This window comes from Burkholderia sp. RF4-BP95, from assembly GCF_001521985.1.
In the GTDB taxonomy this organism is placed as follows: Bacteria; Pseudomonadota; Gammaproteobacteria; order Burkholderiales; family Burkholderiaceae; genus Burkholderia; species Burkholderia diffusa.
Map to the genome: position 1 here is coordinate 62,912 of NZ_LOSX01000033.1, position 17,010 is coordinate 79,921.

The window sequence follows — 17,010 nt, forward strand, 5'->3', positions numbered from 1 at the left end:
TTACCGTGCGGCCGGCGCGGCGGTCGCGCCGGCGGTCGCGACCTGCGCGGGCCGGGCGGTGGCCACGACGGGCTTCGCACCCGATGCGGCGGCCGGCGCGGCGGCGCTCGCGGCGGATTCGTCGTGCGGCGGATGGCCGGCCTGAACGTCCGTTTCCGGCTCGACGCCGCCGCCGAGCGCGGCCATCAGCTGCGCGTGCGCGGCGAGGCGCTCCGCGTCGATGCGGGCCGCCGTCTCCTGCGCGCGCAGCAACTGCTGTTGCGCGACCAGCACGTTCACGTAATCGGTCAGGCCACGGCGGAAGCCTTCGCGCGACAGCTGGTAGCTGCGGTCGTTGGCGGCCACGGAGCGCGCGGCGTCCTTCTTCTGCGTATCGAGCGAGCGGATCCGCACGACCTGGTCGGCGATGTCCTTGAGCGCGCCGACGACCGTCTGGTTGTAGCGCTCGACGGCCTGGTCGTAGCCGGCGTCGGCCGCGCCGAGTTGCGCGCGCAGGCGGCCGCCTTCGAAGATCGGCAGCGACAGCGCCGGGCCGGCCGTCCAGCCGCCGTTCATCGCGCGCAGGAAGTCGGTGAACGGCGCGGTCACGCCGAAGCCGCCGACCGTCGCGAGCAGATCGATATTGGGGTAGAACGCGGCCTTCGCGACATCGATGCCCCGTGCCTGCGCGTCGACCGTCCAGCGGGCCGCGACGACGTCCGGGCGGCGGCCGAGCAGGTCGGCCGGCATCGCGGACGGCAAGCCGGCCGGCGCGTCGAGCGACAGGCTCGGCCGCTTGATCGCATCGCCGGCGCCCGGGCCCTTGCCCGCGAGTGCGGCGAGCTGGTGGCGCGCGAGCTGGATCGCTTCTTCATAGCTGTCGATCTGGCGCTCGTAGTCGGGCAGCGTCGATTCGGCCTGGCTGACTTCGAGTTGCGTGCCGAGGCCGGCCTGCAGGCGCTTGCGCGCGAGATCGGCCAGCGAGCGCTGACGTTCGAACGTTTCGTGCGCGAGATCGAGCAGCGCGTAGTTCATCGACATACCGACATACGCGCGCACGACGTTGACCTCGAGCTCGAGCTTCGCCGCCCGTGCGTCGGCCGCCGTCGCATGCGCGGTGTCGAGCGCGCGCTCGGTCGCGTTCTTGTCCTTGCCCCACAGGTCGAGGTGGTACGACAGGCCGAGCGTGCCGGTGTTGTTCCACGTGTCGGTGTCGGCGAGCGGTCCGGGCCCGTAGTACACGTTGTCGGGCCAGTGCTGGCGCATCAGCGACAGGTTGCCGTTGATCTGCGGCAGTTCCGCCGAATGGGCCACGCGCGCCATCGCCTGCGCTTCGCGCACGCGGGCCTCGGCGGCCGCGAGGGTGGGGTTGCCGGCCTGCGCGGCGGCGATCCACGCGTCGAGTTGCGGGTCGCGGTACGCGCGCCACCAGTCGGACGCGGGCCAGCCTGCATCGTGGTCCGCCGCGCGGATGGCGGCACCGGCATCGAGCGTGTTCGCTTCGATGCGCGCGGACTGCGGCTTGTTGTCGCCCATGCTCGCGCATCCGGCCATTATTAATGAGACTGCAAGAACCGCCAGTGCCAGCGTCCCTTTTGTTGCCGGAGACCGCACGATTTTCTCCCTTTCGGATATAGATGAGTCGGATGCGATTATATTTTTCAGTGATTCCTGAATAAATGGACAAGGGTGCAAGTCATTTTTACGAATCCTGAGACAATATTTGTTCGCCGCTGTGCAACAATCCCTCCGGATTCAAACGGGTAATGGGATGGATACGTTACAAAACATGCGGGTATTCGTCCGTGTGGTCGACGCGGGAAGCTTTACCGCGGCCGCCCAGCAGATGAATTCGACTACCGCCTATGCATCGCGCGCCGTGTCGGATCTCGAGGCGCACCTCCGCACGCGCCTCCTGAACCGGACGACACGCCGGATCGCGCTGACCGAGGCAGGCGAGCGCTACCTGCAGCGCTGCGAGCAAATCCTCGCGTACGTCGAACAGGCCGAAGCCGAAGCGGGCGACGCGCACGCGCGCCCGTCGGGCAAGCTGAAAGTCCATTGCTTCACGAGCCTCGGGCAGCACTACCTGGTGCCGGCCATTGCCCGCTATCGGCAGCGCTATCCCGACGTGCACGTCGAACTGACGCTCGCGCAGCGGATGCCCGACCTGCTCGACGAGGGGTACGACGTCGCGATTGTCGTCGGCCGCGACCTGCCCGATTCGGGGCTGGTGTCGCAGCGGCTCGGCGAGAGCTACAGCGTCGTGTGTGCGTCGCCGGGCTATGTCGACACGCACGGCGTGCCGCGGACGCCCGCGGATCTCGAGCACCACGTCTGTCTCGGGATGGTCGCGCCGGGCTTTCACTTCGACGAGTGGTCGCTGTCGGGGCCGCACGGCGACGAGGTGATTCCGATCACGGCGCCGCCGTTCCGCGTGAACGTCGCCGAGGCGCTCGCGGTGGCCGTGCGGGAAGGGATGGGGATCGGCGGGTTGCCGCTCTATTCGGCGATCGGCGGGCTGCGCAGCGGACACATCGTGCGCGTGATGCCCGAATACCGGTCGCACGTGATGAACATCTACGCGCTGTATCCGTCGCGCCAGTATCTCGACGCGAAAATCCGCACCTGGGTCGATTTTCTGCGCGATGAGTTGCCGGCCACGCTCGAAGCCGACGAAGCCGCGCTCGCGCAGTTCACGGCTGCGACATGAGCGCGCGGTCGAGCCCGATCTGACGAGATTTGTCCTTCGCGCAACATTTTTTTACCCTCGGACGGCGGACAGTTTGATACTGTTCAAATCAGAGAGATTTGGATCTGCCCATACCCGGAGTCGCAATGGATACGCAACTGATGATCGGCCTTGGAGTTCTGCTTGGTGCGGCTGCTGCCGCCGCGGCGACGCGCGATCTGCTGCGCGCGATGAAGGCACGGATGAAGCCGGCGCCGGTGCGGGTACGCCCGTCGGCGAACGGATCGCGCCGCGCCGATCGCTGATCGGGCGGCCTTTCGGATCGGGAAGGGCCGCATCACGCGGCCGGATGGCCCGGCGTTCAGCCGAGCTCGACCACTCTGTCCCACGCAAACGCGGGATTTTCCAGTTCGCCGGTGCGCCGGTGGATATAGCCGCGCGGGTTGCACACCACGCGCGTGCCGCTGTCGGTCACGTAATCGAATGAAGTATGCGTGTGGCCGTGGATCCACAGGTCCACGGGCGGCCGCACGAGTTCCGCCATGTCCGTGACGAATCCCGCCGACGCCAGGTCTTCCGCGTAACGCTCGGCGAGCGAGCGCAGGTGCGGCGCATGATGCGTGACGACGATCGTGCGGCCGTCGAACGGCGTCGCGAGCCGTGCTTCCAGCCACGCGCGGCCTTGCCGGTGCAGCGCGATCGCGTCGGCCGGCGTGAAATCCCGCTCCGGCGCCTCCGCCGCATGCAATGCCGCATCGTGCGGCCACGTCACCTGGATCAAGCCCTTGAAATCGAGCATCACACGCATGCCGGCGTCGATCGCGCGTGCGATGCTCGCCTCGTCGGCGCCGAACAGCGAGAAATCGGACCACAGCGTCGTCCCCAGCACGCGAAAGCGCTGTGCCGGATCGACGTACACGCCGTTGTTCAGGTAATGCACGTTGTCGATCGCCTGCGCGGCGTCGCGCATCGCGGTTTCGAGCGCGCCGAATTCCCCGTCGTAGTACTCGTGGTTGCCCGGCACGTAGATTACCGGCACGTCGGGGGCGAACGTTTCGGCGGCCCAGCGCAGGCCTTCCGCGTGATTGTGGATGTCGCCGGCCAGCACGACGAGATCCGCATCGGCGTGCGCGATCGTGTCGGGCTGGTTGCTTTCGAGATGCAGGTCGGACAGGACGCGGACTCTCATGGACATCGCTCCGGGGTGGGGGGCTTCAGCGCAGGACCTTGCCGGGATTCATCAGCCCGCGCGGGTCGAGCGCGGTCTTCAGCGTGCGCATGAGCGCCGTTTCGACCGGCGACTTGTAGCGCTGGGCGTCGTCGATCTTCAACTGGCCGATTCCGTGCTCCGCGCTGATCGTGCCGTGGTGACGGTGCACGTTGTCATAGACGATGCGATTGATCGGTTTCTGGAATTCCGCGAGGAACGCCTTCGGGTCGCCGCCTTCGGGCGTCTGCACGTTGTAGTGCAGGTTGCCGTCGCCGAGGTGGCCGAACGTGACCATCCGCGCGCCGGGCGCGGCCTGCTGGATCGCCGCGTCGGTTTCGTCGATGAAGCGCGCGATCGACGAAATCGGCACTGCGATGTCGTGCTTGATGTTCAGTCCCTCGTCGGCCTGCGCGAGCGGGATGTGTTCGCGCAGGTCCCAGAATGCGCGCGACTGCGCGAGATTTTCCGCGACCACCGCGTCGACCACGAGCCCGGCCTCGAATGCTTCTTCCATCAGTTTTTCGAACAGCGCGCGCGCATGCGTTTCGCTCTCGTTGTCCGACAGTTCGAGCAGCACCGTCTGCGCATGCGTGCGGTCGAACGGATAGCGCAGTTGCGGATAGTGCTTGCCGACGAGCTGCATGCAGAAATCGGACATCAGCTCGAAGCCGGTCAGCAGCGGGCCGGCCGCGCGCTGCGCGAGCGCGAGGAAGTCGAGCGCCGCGTGCGGCGACTCGAGCGCGGCCAGCGCGGTGACCTGCGCGGCCGGCAGCGGATGCAGCTTCATCACCGCGGCCGTGATGATGCCGAGCGTGCCCTCGGCGCCGATGAACAGGTCGCGCAGGTCGTAGCCCGTGTTGTCCTTGCGCAGGCCGCGCAGGCCGTCCCAGATCTCGCCCTGCGCCGTCACGACCTCGAGCCCGAGGCACAGCTCGCGCGCGTTGCCGTAGCGCAGCACCGCGGTGCCGCCCGCGTTGGTCGACAGGTTGCCGCCGATCGTGCAGCTGCCTTCGGCGGCGAGGCTCAGCGCGAACAGCCGGCCGACTTCGCGGGCGCGTGCCTGCACGTCGGCGAGGATCACGCCGGCTTCGACCGTGATCGTGTTGTTGTGCGGATCGAGCGCGCGCACGCGGTTCAGGCGTGCGAGGCTCAGCACGGCCTGGTCGCCGCTCGCGTCGGGCGTCGCACCGCCGGCGAGGCCCGTGTTGCCGCCCTGCGGCACGAGCGCGACGCCATGCGTGTTCGCGAGCCGGACGAGCGCGGCGACTTCGGCCGTATCGGCCGGTTTGAGCACCGCGCACGCGCTGCCTTTGTAGCGGCGGCGCCAGTCGGTCAGGAACGGCTCGGTATCGTGCGGATCGGTCAGCACGTAGGTGGTGCCGATCGCGTCGCGGCAGGCGGATACGAAGGCTTCGGAAGAAATCATCACGTTCGGTCGCGTAAGGGTCAGGACGCGGCGCGCTGCCGCTTCGCCGCGCGCTTGAACGGCGCGACGTACGCAAGCGCTGCCACGAAGAAGCCGACGGCGAGGGCGGTCTCGCACCAGCCGAGCGTCGCGGACAACCCGCGGTCGGACATGCCGCGCACGATGCCTTCGGCGAAATAGACGAGGATCAGCATGCTCGCCCACTGCATCGTATAGATGTTACGCCGCCACACGCCGGGCAGCGCGAGCGCGAGCGGCACGGCCTTGAGCATCAGCGCCGAGCCGCCCGGGCGCAGCGGCGCGAGCCACAGTTCCCACGCGAGCGACAGCGCGATCAGCGCGACGAGGCATGTGGCCGCGGCCAGCGCGTAGCGCGGCCGGGCGGCGACGGCGGGGCGGGCGGGCACGGTCATGCCGCTTCGGAGGCCTGGGCGGCGGACAGGGCCGCCGCGGTGCGGGCGAGCCGCACGCCGAGCGCGGCCGCGAGCGCCTTTTCGTCGGCCGACAGCCCGTCGGTCGCGCTGCGATCGTGCTGCGACACGTGCGATGCGCCGTAAGGCGTGCCGCCGGTGCGCGTCGTGCTGAGCGCGGATTCCGTGTACGGGATCCCGACGATCATCATCCCGTGATGCAGCAGCGGCAGCATCATCGACAGCAGCGTCGATTCCTGGCCGCCGTGCAGGCTGCCGGTCGACGTGAACACGCAGGCCGGCTTGCCGGTCAGCGCGCCCGACAGCCATTGCGGGGTCGTGCCGTCGAGGAAATACTTGAGCGAGGCGGCCATGTTGCCGAAGCGGGTCGGCGAGCCGAGCGCGAGGCCCGCGCATTCCTCGAGGTCGCGGCGTTCCGCGTAGGGCGGGCCGTCGTCGGGGATGTCCGGGGCGGTGGCCTCGCAGACCGTCGAGACGGGCGGCACCGTGCGGATGCGGGCCTGCATGCCGGGCACGCTGTCGATGCCGTTCGCGATCGCGAGCGCGAGATCGCGCGTGGCGCCGTGACGGCTGTAATAGAGGACGAGAATGTCTTTCATGGGCGACGGAGCCGCGTGCGGCCGCGCGCATGCCCGGTGCAGTCGGCCCCTGCTGGATCGAGCGGCTATTATAGGGGCTGAAGTCGTCGCGCAGCGCGGCGGCGGCGCGCCATCGCGCGCGCCATCGAGAAGGAGAAGCCGTTTGCCGAAGTTGAGCGTCGATCTCGACACCCTCAAGCGCCTCGCGCAGTTCGCGGCCCGGCGCAGCGCCGAGGATCGCATCCCGCAAGTGGCGGGCAGCCTCACGTTCACGACGATGCTGGCACTCGTGCCGCTCGTGACGGTCGCGTTCGCGCTGTTCACCGCGTTCCCGATGTTCGCATCGTTCCAGATCTCGCTGCAGGGGTTCCTCGCGGATCACCTGATGCCCGCGCAGTTCAACGTCCAGATCTTCAAGTACCTGAACCAGTTCGCGTCGAAGGCCAAGGGGCTGACGACGGCCGGCCTGATCGCGCTCGTCGTCACGTCGGTGATGACGATGATGACGATCGAGTCCGCGTTCAACCTGATCTGGCGGGTGCGCAAGCCGCGGCCGTTCGCGCAGCGCGTGCTCGCGTACTGGGCGCTGATCACGCTCGGGCCCTTGCTGTTCGGCGTGAGCCTGTCGATCTCGTCGTACTTGTTTACGCAGTCGCTGGCGTTCACCGGCGCCGCGCCGTCGACGTCGATCGTCGAATGGCTGCTCGCATTCGTGTCGCTGCCGCTGACCGTGCTCGCGTTCACGTTGCTTTATGTGTACTTGCCGAACTGCACGGTCGCATGGCGCGACGCCGTGATCGGCGGGCTGTTCGCGGCCATCGCGTTCGAGCTCGCGAAGCGCGGCTTCGGTTATTACGTGCGGCGCATTCCGACTTATACGGCCGTATATGGCGCGTTCGCGGCGCTGCCGGTGTTCCTGTTATGGGTGTACCTGAGCTGGTTCATCGCGCTGCTCGGCGCGATGGTGGCGTCCGCACTGCCGGCGATTCGCGTCGGCCAGTTCCATCGCATCCACTATCCGGGCAGCGACCTGCTCGACGCGCTCGAACTGCTGGCGAGGCTGGCCGAGGCGCGCGCGGTCGGCAAGGCGGGCTATACGGCGATGCGGCTCGCGACCATGTTGCGCTGCGACATGGAAACCGCGCAGCGGCTGCTGCTGACGATGGAGGAGCGGGAATGGATCGCGCGGCTGGAAAGCGGCGAACTCGCGCCGAGCTACATCCTGCTGGCGAATCCGGAGCACCTGACGCTGGCTCAGCTGTTCGACGTGCTGGTGATCGACCGCACGGAACTGACCTACCAGCTCCAGCGCCGCCGCAGCCACGTCGAAGGGGCGGCATTGCTCGAGGTGCTGTCGAACGACCGGTTCGACGTATCGCTTGCGTCGCTGATCGCCGAGCACCGGCTCACCGGCGTGCCGCCGGCGGAGACCGTGCCGGGGCCTGTGCCCGGCGGGGCGCCCGACCCGCACGCGCGGCCGCCGAAAACGGCGTGACGCGCCGCCGGGCGGACGTTACAGCGGGATCTTCCCGGTGCAGATGTCCTTGAACATCACCCAGTCGCCCATCAGGCTGTAGATCGGGTGCCGGAACGTGGCGGGGCGGTTCTTCTCGAAGAAGAAGTGTCCGACCCACGCGAATCCGTAGCCGCACACGACCGCCGCCGGCAGCCACGGCCAGTGGCCCGTCGCGATCGCCATCGCGACGCAGCCGATCACGCCGAGCGAGCCGATGAAGTGCAGCCGCCGCGACGTGAGGTTCTGATGTTCGTTCAGGTAATACGGGTAGAAGTCAGCGAAGCTGGCGAATTGGTCCGTATGCGTATGCGCCATGGCCGTCTCCTCGGGCCGCTGTCGATGGAGTCATTGTGCGGCGGGCGGCTCGCGTCCGCAAGCGGGGGCGGCCGCGCCGCGCGGGCCCGCGCTTTCCTTTTGACAGGCTTTCCGATAGGATCGAAAGCGGATTTGCATTCAAGCATGAGGGGACTACGATGCGCGTCAGCGATATTCTGAAAGTGAAGGGCAACACGCTGTTTACGGTGACGCCCGATAAGCCGCTGCGCGAAGCGGTCGATACGATGGCCGAACACGATATCGGTTCGCTCGTCGTGATGGAGTACGGCGATCTCGTCGGGATGCTGACGTTCCGCGAGATCATCCTGCGCCTCCACGTGAACGGCGGCGCGATCGGCGACGTGCAGGTGCGCAAGGTGATGGACGAGCCGCTCACGTGCACGCCGGAAACCGACGTCAACGAAGTGCGCCGGATGATGCTCGAGCGCCACGCGCGCTACATGCCGGTGCTCGACAAGAAGGTGCTGATGGGCGTCATCTCGTTCTACGACGTCGCGAAGACGGTCGTCGAGGCGCAAAGCTTCGAGAACCGGATGCTGAAGGCGTACATCCGCGACTGGCCGGAATCCGAATCGGAAGCCGAAGCGCAGAAGCCGTGAAACATGTCGCGCCCGGTGCCATGACGCGCGGGCGCTGCCACTCGGCGCACGGCGGCGCAGGTTCAGCCTGCGCCGCCGTTTTTTCGACAACAACACAAGGCCCGCGCAGCTTCGCCCAGACGATGCGCGCGTATTCCGCATGAGCGATCACACGCAAGTCTCTTCCGCGTCGCGCGGCGAACGGCGCGCCCACGCGTCGCAGTTCGACCTGTTGCGTCAGCGCCGTTTCGCGCCGTTCTTCACGACCCAGTTCCTCGGGGCGCTGAACGACAACGTGTTCAAGATCGGATTCACCTCGCTCGTCACCTATCACACCGCGCGTTTCTCCGGCGTCGACGCGAAGACGGCCGCGTTCCTGATTTCCGCGATCTTCATTCTGCCGTTCGTGCTGTTCTCGGCCACCTCCGGCCAGATCGCCGACAAATACGACAAGGCGACGCTCACGCGCTTCGTGAAGACCTTCGAGATCGTGCTGATGCTGGTCGGCGCGGCCGGCTTCGTCACGCACAGCGCGACGCTGCTGTATCTGTGCACGTTCATGATGGGGATGCACTCGACGCTGTTCGGCCCCGTCAAGTATTCGTATCTGCCGCAGCATCTCGGCGACCACGAACTGGTCGGCGGCAACGGCCTCGTCGAGATGGGCACGTTCATCGCGATCCTGATCGGTACGATCATCGGCGGCGCGGCCGCGGGCATCGAAGGCAACGGTGAACGTGTGCTGGCCGTCAGCGTCGTCGTCATCGCGCTCGCGGGACGGCTCGTCGCGCAGCGCGTGCCGCCGACGCCGGCGCCGCAGCCCGATCTCGTGATCAACTGGAACCCGTTCAGCGAGACGTGGCGCAACCTCGGGCTCGCGCGACAGAATCGCACCGTGTTCCTGAGCCTGCTCGGCATCTCGTGGCTGTGGTTTGTCGGCGCGACGTTCCTCACGTCGTTCTTCAATTTCGCGAAGGACGTGCTGTCCGCGAGCCCCGACGTCGTCACGGTCCTGCTCGCGACGTTCTCGGTCGGGATCGGCCTCGGCTCGCTGCTGTGCGAGCGGCTGTCGCAGCGGCGCGTCGAGATCGGCCTCGTGCCGCTCGGCTCGATCGGCATCAGCGTGTTCGCGATCGAGTTGTATTTCGCGAGCCGCGCGCTGCCGTCGCCCGGGCATCTGCTGTCGGTCGGGGAATTCCTGGCCGGCGCGCGTCACTGGCGCATCCTGGCCGACCTGTTCCTGCTCGCGATGTTCGGCGGCTTCTACAGCGTGCCGCTGTATGCGCTGATCCAGAGTCGCAGCGCGCCGACCCATCGTGCGCGGATCATCGCCGCGAACAACATCCTGAACGCGCTGTTCATGATCCTGTCGGCCCTGATGGCGATGGGGCTGACCAAGGCCGGCGTCGACATCCCGGGCCTGTTCCTCGTCACCGCGCTGCTGAACGTCGTGGTCGCGACGTACATCTACCTGCTCGTTCCGGAGTTCCTGCTGCGCTTCGTCGCGTGGGTGCTGGTGCACACGTTCTACCGGATTCGCCTCGTGCATGCGGAGCGGATCCCGGAAGAGGGTGCGGCCGTGCTCGTATGCAACCACGTGAGCTACGTCGATGCGCTCGTGCTGGCGGCCGCGAGCCCGCGGCCGATCCGGTTCGTGATGGATCACCGGATCTTCAAGACGCGCTTCGCGAGCTGGGTGTTCCGGCATGCAAAGGCGATTCCGATCGCGCCGCGCCACGAGGATCCCGACATGCTCGCACGTGCGTACGACGCGTGCGAGGCCGCGCTGAAGGATGGAGAACTCGTGTGCATCTTCCCGGAAGGCAAGCTGACCAAGACGGGCGACATCAACACGTTCCACCACGGCATCACCGAAATCCTGAGCCGTACGCCGGCGCCCGTGATTCCGATGGCGTTGCGCGGGCTGTGGGGCAGCTATTTTTCTCGTCATACCGATGCGCGTATGCCGCGACCCATCAAGCGTGGCGTGATGAGCCGGCTGACGCTCGCGGTCGGCGAGCCGATCCCGGCCTCGGTTGCGACGCCCGAGGCGTTGCAAGCCGCGGTGACCGAGTTGCGCGGCGCGCGAAAGTGAGCAGGGGCGGGCCCGGCGGCATCGCGCCGGGCCGCCCGCGCGGCCGGCACGTGTGGTCTGAACGGTTCACACGGCCCGCGGGCACGGGACGGCTGGCATAATAGCGGTTTACTTCTTTTTCTCGACCGGCAAACGATCGGCCTGCCAGCGGTCCCGGCAGCGCATCGGTTTGTCCAATTCTCTTTGGGCGGTTCCATCATGTCCGGCAATACCCTCGGCACGCTTTTCACTGTCACGACCTTCGGCGAATCGCACGGTCCCGCGATCGGCTGCGTGATCGACGGCTGCCCGCCGGGAATGGGGCTGACCGAAGCCGACATCCAGATCGAACTCGATCGCCGCAAGCCCGGCACGTCGCGGCACGTGACGCAGCGCCAGGAGGCCGACGAGGTCGAGATCCTGTCCGGCGTGTTCGAAGGCGTGACGACCGGCACGCCGATCGCGCTGCTGATCCGCAACACCGACCAGCGCAGCAAGGACTACGGCAACATCGTCGAGACGTTCCGACCCGGCCATGCCGACTACACCTACTGGCAGAAATACGGCATCCGCGACTACCGCGGCGGCGGCCGCTCATCCGCGCGCCTGACCGCGCCGATCGTCGGCGCGGGCGCGGTCGCTAAGAAATGGCTGCGCGAGCGTTTCGGCGTCGAGGTGCGCGGCTACATGAGCGGTCTCGGCGAGATCGACGTGCCGTTCGTCGACTGGTCGCACGTTCGCGAGAACCCGTTCTTTTCGCCGAACGCGGCGGTCGTTCCGGAGCTGGAAGCCTACATGGACGCACTGCGCAAGGACGGCGATTCGATCGGCGCGCGCATCGACGTCGTTGCGTCCGGCGTGCCGGTCGGCTGGGGCGAGCCGGTATTCGACCGGCTCGACGCGGACATCGCGAAGGCGATGATGAGCATCAACGCGGTGAAGGGCGTCGAGATCGGCGCGGGCTTCGACAGCGTCGCGCAGCGCGGCTCGGTGCACGGCGACGAACTGACGCCGGCCGGTTTCGTCGGCAACCATGCGGGCGGCGTGCTCGGCGGGATCTCGACGGGGCAGGACATCACCGTGTCGATCGCGATCAAGCCTACGTCGAGCATCCGCACGCCGCGCCGTTCGATCACGAAGTCCGGCGAAGAGGCGACGGTCGAAACCTTCGGCCGCCACGACCCGTGCGTCGGCATTCGCGCGACGCCGATCGCCGAGTCGATGCTCGCGCTGGTGCTGATCGACCATGCGCTGCGCCATCGCGCGCAGTGCGGCGACGTCGAGACGCCGACGCCGAAGATCGCGGGCAGCGCGACCTGATGCAGCGGGGCCGGCATGCGCCGGCTCGATCGATTCGATGCGAAACGGGGCGCCTGAGGCGCCCCGTTTTCATTGAGCCGCCGAATTCGGCGGCGCGGCCGATTCGCGCACCCGCAGCTCCGGCAGTATCGCGTAACCGGGCCCGGTTTCGCCGTGCTCGAGTGCGTCGAGCAACGCGCGGGCGGCCTTGCGGCCGATCGCGTCGGTGTCGACCCACATCGTCGTCAGCGCAGGCCGGATTTCGCGAGCCAGCGCGACATCGTCGAAGCCGGTGATCGACAATTGCGACGGCACCTCGAGGCCGATGGCCTGCGCTTCCAGCAGGGCGCCGAGCGCGAGTGCGTCGTTGCCGCAGATCACGGCCGTCGGGCGCGTCGCCCCGCTGTCGGCGATCGCGCGCAGGCTCGCGCGCCCGAACGCGATCGTGGCCGGGCCCTCATGCTGGTGGATCGGCCGGACCGCGAGCCCGCGCGCGGCGAGCGTGTCGTGGATGCCGCGCAGGCGGGCCTGCACCCGGTCGTTGTCCGCCGAAGGCTGCATGATGATCGCGAAATTGCGATGCCCGAGGTCGAGCAGGTGCGTGGTCAGTCGCGCGAATGCCGCACGGTTGTCGAAGCCGATGCAGCAGTGCGGGCTGTCGTCGCGGTAAGCATAGGTGACGACATACGGCACCCGATGCAGGTCGAGCAGTTCGAATACTTCCGGCGGATAGGCCTCGCCGACCAGCGACACGGCTTCGACGCCGCGCGACAGCATCGCGCGCACCTGCGCGAGCGCCTGGGCCGGGTCGTAATTCGAGCAGCCCAGGAACAGCGTGATGCCGTGCTCGGCCATGACCGCCTGCATGCCCGCTACCTGCGATGCGAACACCTGGTCGTCGAGCGTCGGGATGATTGCACCCGTGATGTGGGTGCGCGTGGAGGCGAGTGCGCGGCCGGCCGCATTGGGAATCCAGTTCAGCGCGCGTGCCGCGTCGCGCACGCGCTGCTGCACGTCGGCCGAGACCTTGCCGGGGTCGTTGTAGACACGCGAAACGGTCGCGGTCGACACGCCGGCGAGTTTCGCGACATCCCCGAGCACCGATCGGCCGCTGCCGCGGCGTGCGCGAGCCGTGCCGCCGCTGGATGGGGGCATACTCATCGGTCATCCTCGGGCGCGGCTGCGTCGCAGACGCCGCGCGTGATCAAAAACGCCATCGTTTACCCTCGATTCATCGTGGTCCCGCTTGCATTCCCGGCGACGCCTGTGCGAATGTAAGCGCTATCTTGATGTCATTCCGTATTATGTCAGACACAGGTTGCACCCGCGTTGTGAAATTCTCGTCGACGACAGCCGCTCCGGCTATTTTGTTTGTCGCAAATGTAAGCGGTTACATTTGATGAAGAGCCACGCAAAGTCCCCTCGAATCGCGGTCGTCGGCAGCATCAACGTCGACCTCGTCACGCATGCGCCACGGCTGCCCGTGCCGGGCGAAACGCTGCTCGGCACGACGTTCCGGACCGTTCACGGCGGCAAGGGGGCGAACCAGGCGGTGGCGGCGGCCCGTCTGGGCGCATCGGTCGCGATGATCGGCTGCGTCGGCGACGACGCGTTCGGGGCGCGCCTGTACGACGCGCTGGCGGCCGAACGCATCGACGTGACGCACCTGCACCGGATCGACGGCGAGGCAACCGGCGTCGCGACGATCACGGTCGACGCGCACGGGGCGAACAGCATCGTGGTGGTGCCCGGTGCGAACGCGCACCTCGATGCTGAATTGATCGACGAAGCGCGCGACGCGATCGCCGGTGCGGCGCTGATGGTGTGCCAGCTCGAGGTGCCGATCGAGACCGTCGCGCGCGCGATCGGCAGTGCGATCGCGCATCGCACGCCGGTGCTGCTCAATCCGGCGCCTGCACGGCCGCTGTTCGACGCATTGCTGGCGCGGATCGACTACCTCGTCGTCAACGAAACGGAAGCGGAGTCGCTGACCGGCATCGCCGTCGGCGACGACGCCTCGGCGGTGCGCGCCGCCGAGGCGCTGCGCGCGAAAGGCGTCGGCAACGTGCTGGTCACGCTGGGCGCGCGCGGCGTCTGCTGGCGCGGCAGCGCGGGGAATGGCCGCCATCGGGCAATGGCGGTGGTCGCCGTCGATACGACGGCGGCCGGCGACACCTTCGTCGGCGGATTCGCGGCCGCCCGGGCGAGCGGTGCGTCGATGGACGACGCGATCGCGTTCGGCCAGCGTGCTGCCGCGATCAGCGTCACGCGCCACGGCGCGCAGACGTCGATTCCGACACGCGAGGAAGTGGAGCGCATGACGGTATAGATTCCGCGACGACGGAAGGCGCGGGCAGACACCCGCCTATGACATGGAGACAATCGAAATGAACGAAGACCAGGCTGTTCCGACTGCGCCGCCACGTATCCGGCGCGGACAACGTATCGCGCTCGCGCTGCTGATGGCGAGCGGAATCGTCAACTATCTCGATCGCGGCACGCTGGCCGTCGCGAGTTCGGCAATCCGGAACGATCTCGGGCTGTCGCTCTCGCAGATGGGGTTGCTGCTGTCGGCGTTCTCGTGGAGCTATGCGCTGTGCCAGTTTCCGGTCGGCGGGCTCGTCGATCGCATCGGGCCGCGCCGGCTGCTCGGCATCGGGCTGATCGTCTGGTCGTTCGCGCAGATGGCGGGCGGCCTCGTGTCCACCTTCGGCTGGTTCATCGTCGCGCGCATCGTGCTCGGCATCGGCGAGGCGCCGCAGTTCCCGTCGGCGGCGCGGGTGGTGAGCAACTGGTTTCCGTTGCGCGCACGCGGTACGCCGACCGGGATCTTCAACGCGGCATCGCCGCTCGGTACCGCGCTCGCGCCGTTGCTGCTGTCGGTGCTCGTCGCGTCGTTCAACTGGCGCTGGGCGTTCTTCATCACGGGGGCACTTGGTCTCGTGGTCGCCGTCGTCTGGTTTGCGTCGTATCGCGATCCGGCGCGCGCGCAATTGACCGCGGCGGAACGAGGGTATCTCGATGCCGATGCGCAGACGACCGTCGCGGCACCCAAGCTGACCTTCGCCGACTGGCGCAGCCTGTTTTCGCACGGCACGACCTGGGGCATGCTGATCGGCTTCTTCGGTTCGGTGTATCTGAACTGGGTCTACCTGACCTGGCTGCCGGGATATCTGACGATGGAGCGTCACATGAGCCTCATTCGCACCGGGTTTGCGGCATCCGTGCCGTTCCTGTGCGGGTTCGTCGGTTCGCTCGTTGCAGGCTGGCTGTCGGATCTGGTGACGCGCCGCAGCCGCTCGCCGGTCGTGAGCCGGCGCAATGCGGTGGTCGTCGCGATGCTCGGGATGGTCGCGTTCACGATTCCGGCTGCGCTTGTGCAGAGCAATACGGTCGCGCTCGCATGCATTTCGGTCGTGATCTTTCTCGCCAATGCGGCATCGGCATGTTCGTGGGCGCTCGCGACGGCGGCCGCACCGCCGAGCCGTGTCGCATCGCTCGGCGCGATCCAGAATTTCGGCGGTTTCATCGGCGGTGCGCTCGCGCCGATCCTGACGGGTGTCATCGCGCAGAAGTGGTCGTTCGTGCCGGCGCTGCTGACGGCGGCGGCAATCGCCTTCGCCGGCGCGATGGCTTACCTGCTGCTGGTGCGCAAGCCGATTCCCGAGCAGTCCGCGAGTGCCGCGCGCGGAGCGCTGCCGGCCTGAGGCGGCCGGCTACCCCCTGTATTCACTGAAGGAAGGAGAAACAGATGCAATCACATCAGCAGGCGAGCACGACCATCGAAGGGATCGTGCCGGTGATGCTGACGCCGTTCGACGATGCCGGCGCGATCGACTACGCGGGCCTCGAGCGACTCATCGAATGGTATCTGGCGCACGGCTCGGATGCGCTGTTCGCGGTCGCGCAATCGAGCGAGATGCAATTCCTGAGTCTCGCAGAACGTGCGGAACTTGCGCGTTTCGTGGTCGAGCGGGTGGCGGGGCGTGTGCCTGTCGTCGCGTCCGGGCACGTCAGCGACGATCTGGACGCGCAGGTCGCCGAGCTGTGCGCCGCGGCGGAATCGGGTGCGCAGGGCGTCGTGCTCGTGACTAACCGCCTCGATTCACAGCGCAAGGGCAGCGCCGCGTTTCTCGATCATCTTCACAAGTTGCTCGCCCGATTGCCGACGGATCTGCCGCTTGGCTTGTATGAATGTCCGGCGCCTTATCGGCGATTGCTATCCGATGACGAACTGCACGCGTGCATCGACACGGGCCGCTTCGTGATGTTGAAGGACGTGAGCTGCGACCTGGAGACGGTGAAGCGGCGCGTTGCGCTGGCCGCGGGCTCGCCGATGAAGATCCTGAATGCGAACGCCGCGATCGCATGGGATGCGATGAAGGCGGGCTCCGCCGGTTTCAACGGCGTGTTCACCAACTTCCATCCCGATCTGTATCGGTGGCTGCGCACGCAGGGCGACTCTGATCCGGCGCTTGCCGACGAGTTGTCGACGTTCCTGGTGCTCTCGGCGGTGTCGGAAGCGCTTGGCTACCCGGCGCTCGCGAAGATCTATCATCAACGGATCGGCACGTTCGGATCGATTCGCTGCCGCGCGATCGACTACGACGTGCGCGAGCGGTTCTGGGCACTCGACGCGGTGCTCGACAAGATCGTGTCCGGCACCGAGCATTTCCGTCGGCGGATTGCGGCGCGCTAGCGCCGCCGGTTCGGGGCGCGGTTCGGTGCGACAATCGCGCGCCCGGTGGCGGGCAGGGTGGCGTCGAATGCCGACGGGACAAAAAAACGCCGCGCGAGGCGGCGTTTTCCGGCAGGTTACATGTTCGGGTAATTCGGCCCGCCGCCGCCTTCCGGCGTGACCCACACGATGTTCTGCGTCGGGTCCTTGATG

At 67.5% G+C, this 17,010-nt stretch carries 17 protein-coding genes; 9 read left to right on the plus strand and 8 right to left on the minus strand.

Annotated features, from left to right (window positions below; translation table 11 throughout):
- Complete coding sequence (locus WS46_RS14255; protein WP_082725327.1) at nt 1–1,593, minus strand: efflux transporter outer membrane subunit; 1,593 nt, start codon at nt 1,591–1,593, stop codon at nt 1–3.
- Nucleotides 1,594–1,750: 157 nt separating this feature from the next.
- Between WS46_RS14255 and WS46_RS14260 the strand changes: the two genes are divergently transcribed.
- On the plus strand, nt 1,751–2,692 hold the full coding sequence (locus WS46_RS14260; RefSeq protein ID WP_059690906.1) for a LysR family transcriptional regulator: 942 nt from the start codon (nt 1,751–1,753) through the stop codon (nt 2,690–2,692).
- 125 nt (nt 2,693–2,817) lie between these two features.
- On the plus strand, nt 2,818–2,976 hold the full coding sequence (locus tag WS46_RS36040) for a hypothetical protein (RefSeq protein ID WP_175908214.1): 159 nt from the start codon (nt 2,818–2,820) through the stop codon (nt 2,974–2,976).
- Nucleotides 2,977–3,032: 56 nt separating this feature from the next.
- Here the strand turns inward: WS46_RS36040 and WS46_RS14265 are convergent, their stop codons facing one another.
- The 4 genes from WS46_RS14265 to wrbA are packed head-to-tail and all read right to left on the minus strand — an operon-like array spanning nt 3,033 to nt 6,337.
- Nucleotides 3,033–3,860 (minus strand): metallophosphoesterase, encoded by an 828-nt coding sequence (locus WS46_RS14265; RefSeq protein WP_059690907.1) that lies wholly within the window; start codon nt 3,858–3,860, stop codon nt 3,033–3,035.
- 25 nt (nt 3,861–3,885) lie between these two features.
- Nucleotides 3,886–5,307 carry an FAD-binding oxidoreductase gene (locus tag WS46_RS14270; protein WP_059690908.1) on the minus strand — a complete coding sequence of 474 codons (1,422 nt, stop codon included), beginning with the start codon at nt 5,305–5,307 and terminating at the stop codon, nt 3,886–3,888.
- A gap of 20 nt (nt 5,308–5,327) precedes the next feature.
- Entirely contained in the window at nt 5,328–5,720 is a 393-nt protein-coding gene (locus WS46_RS14275) for a DUF2069 domain-containing protein (protein ID WP_059690909.1), read from the minus strand.
- Entirely contained in the window at nt 5,717–6,337 is a 621-nt protein-coding gene (gene wrbA, locus WS46_RS14280; RefSeq protein WP_059690910.1) for an NAD(P)H:quinone oxidoreductase, read from the minus strand. Before wrbA ends, WS46_RS14275 begins: the two co-directional genes overlap by 4 nt.
- Before the next feature lie 142 nt (nt 6,338–6,479).
- Here wrbA and WS46_RS14285 point away from each other — a divergent pair, with 142 nt between their 5' ends.
- Nucleotides 6,480–7,811: a YihY family inner membrane protein gene (locus WS46_RS14285; protein ID WP_059690911.1), complete on the plus strand. Its 1,332-nt coding sequence runs from the start codon at nt 6,480–6,482 to the stop codon at nt 7,809–7,811.
- An 18-nt stretch (nt 7,812–7,829) separates the two neighbouring features.
- Here the strand turns inward: WS46_RS14285 and WS46_RS14290 are convergent, their stop codons facing one another.
- The gene (locus tag WS46_RS14290; protein WP_059524162.1) at nt 7,830–8,147 is read right to left on the minus strand and encodes an Mpo1-like protein; all 318 of its coding nucleotides are present in this window, start codon (nt 8,145–8,147) and stop codon (nt 7,830–7,832) included.
- Nucleotides 8,148–8,305: 158 nt separating this feature from the next.
- Here WS46_RS14290 and WS46_RS14295 point away from each other — a divergent pair, with 158 nt between their 5' ends.
- From WS46_RS14295 to aroC, 3 genes are all read left to right on the plus strand, one after another.
- Nucleotides 8,306–8,767 (plus strand): CBS domain-containing protein, encoded by a 462-nt coding sequence (locus WS46_RS14295; RefSeq protein WP_059524164.1) that lies wholly within the window; start codon nt 8,306–8,308, stop codon nt 8,765–8,767.
- A 139-nt stretch (nt 8,768–8,906) separates the two neighbouring features.
- The gene (locus WS46_RS14300) at nt 8,907–10,841 is read left to right on the plus strand and encodes an MFS transporter (protein ID WP_059690912.1); all 1,935 of its coding nucleotides are present in this window, start codon (nt 8,907–8,909) and stop codon (nt 10,839–10,841) included.
- Between the two features lie 198 nt (nt 10,842–11,039).
- Nucleotides 11,040–12,140 carry a chorismate synthase gene (gene aroC / locus WS46_RS14305; protein ID WP_059524168.1) on the plus strand — a complete coding sequence of 367 codons (1,101 nt, stop codon included), beginning with the start codon at nt 11,040–11,042 and terminating at the stop codon, nt 12,138–12,140.
- Between the two features lie 69 nt (nt 12,141–12,209).
- Here the strand turns inward: aroC and WS46_RS14310 are convergent, their stop codons facing one another.
- On the minus strand, nt 12,210–13,280 hold the full coding sequence (locus WS46_RS14310; RefSeq protein ID WP_059690913.1) for a LacI family DNA-binding transcriptional regulator: 1,071 nt from the start codon (nt 13,278–13,280) through the stop codon (nt 12,210–12,212).
- A 238-nt stretch (nt 13,281–13,518) separates the two neighbouring features.
- Between WS46_RS14310 and rbsK the strand changes: the two genes are divergently transcribed.
- From rbsK to WS46_RS14325, 3 genes are read left to right on the plus strand one after another with little or no spacing between them, the layout of a single operon-like run.
- Nucleotides 13,519–14,448 (plus strand): ribokinase, encoded by a 930-nt coding sequence (rbsK, locus tag WS46_RS14315; RefSeq protein ID WP_059690914.1) that lies wholly within the window; start codon nt 13,519–13,521, stop codon nt 14,446–14,448.
- A gap of 58 nt (nt 14,449–14,506) precedes the next feature.
- Nucleotides 14,507–15,826 (plus strand): MFS transporter, encoded by a 1,320-nt coding sequence (locus WS46_RS14320; RefSeq protein WP_059524173.1) that lies wholly within the window; start codon nt 14,507–14,509, stop codon nt 15,824–15,826.
- Nucleotides 15,827–15,870: 44 nt separating this feature from the next.
- Nucleotides 15,871–16,818 (plus strand): dihydrodipicolinate synthase family protein, encoded by a 948-nt coding sequence (locus WS46_RS14325; RefSeq protein WP_059690915.1) that lies wholly within the window; start codon nt 15,871–15,873, stop codon nt 16,816–16,818.
- A gap of 116 nt (nt 16,819–16,934) precedes the next feature.
- Here WS46_RS14325 and WS46_RS36875 read toward each other — a convergent pair.
- A partial coding sequence (locus WS46_RS36875) for a 4Fe-4S dicluster domain-containing protein (RefSeq protein WP_133168007.1) occupies nt 16,935–17,010 on the minus strand: 76 nt, incomplete at its 5' end.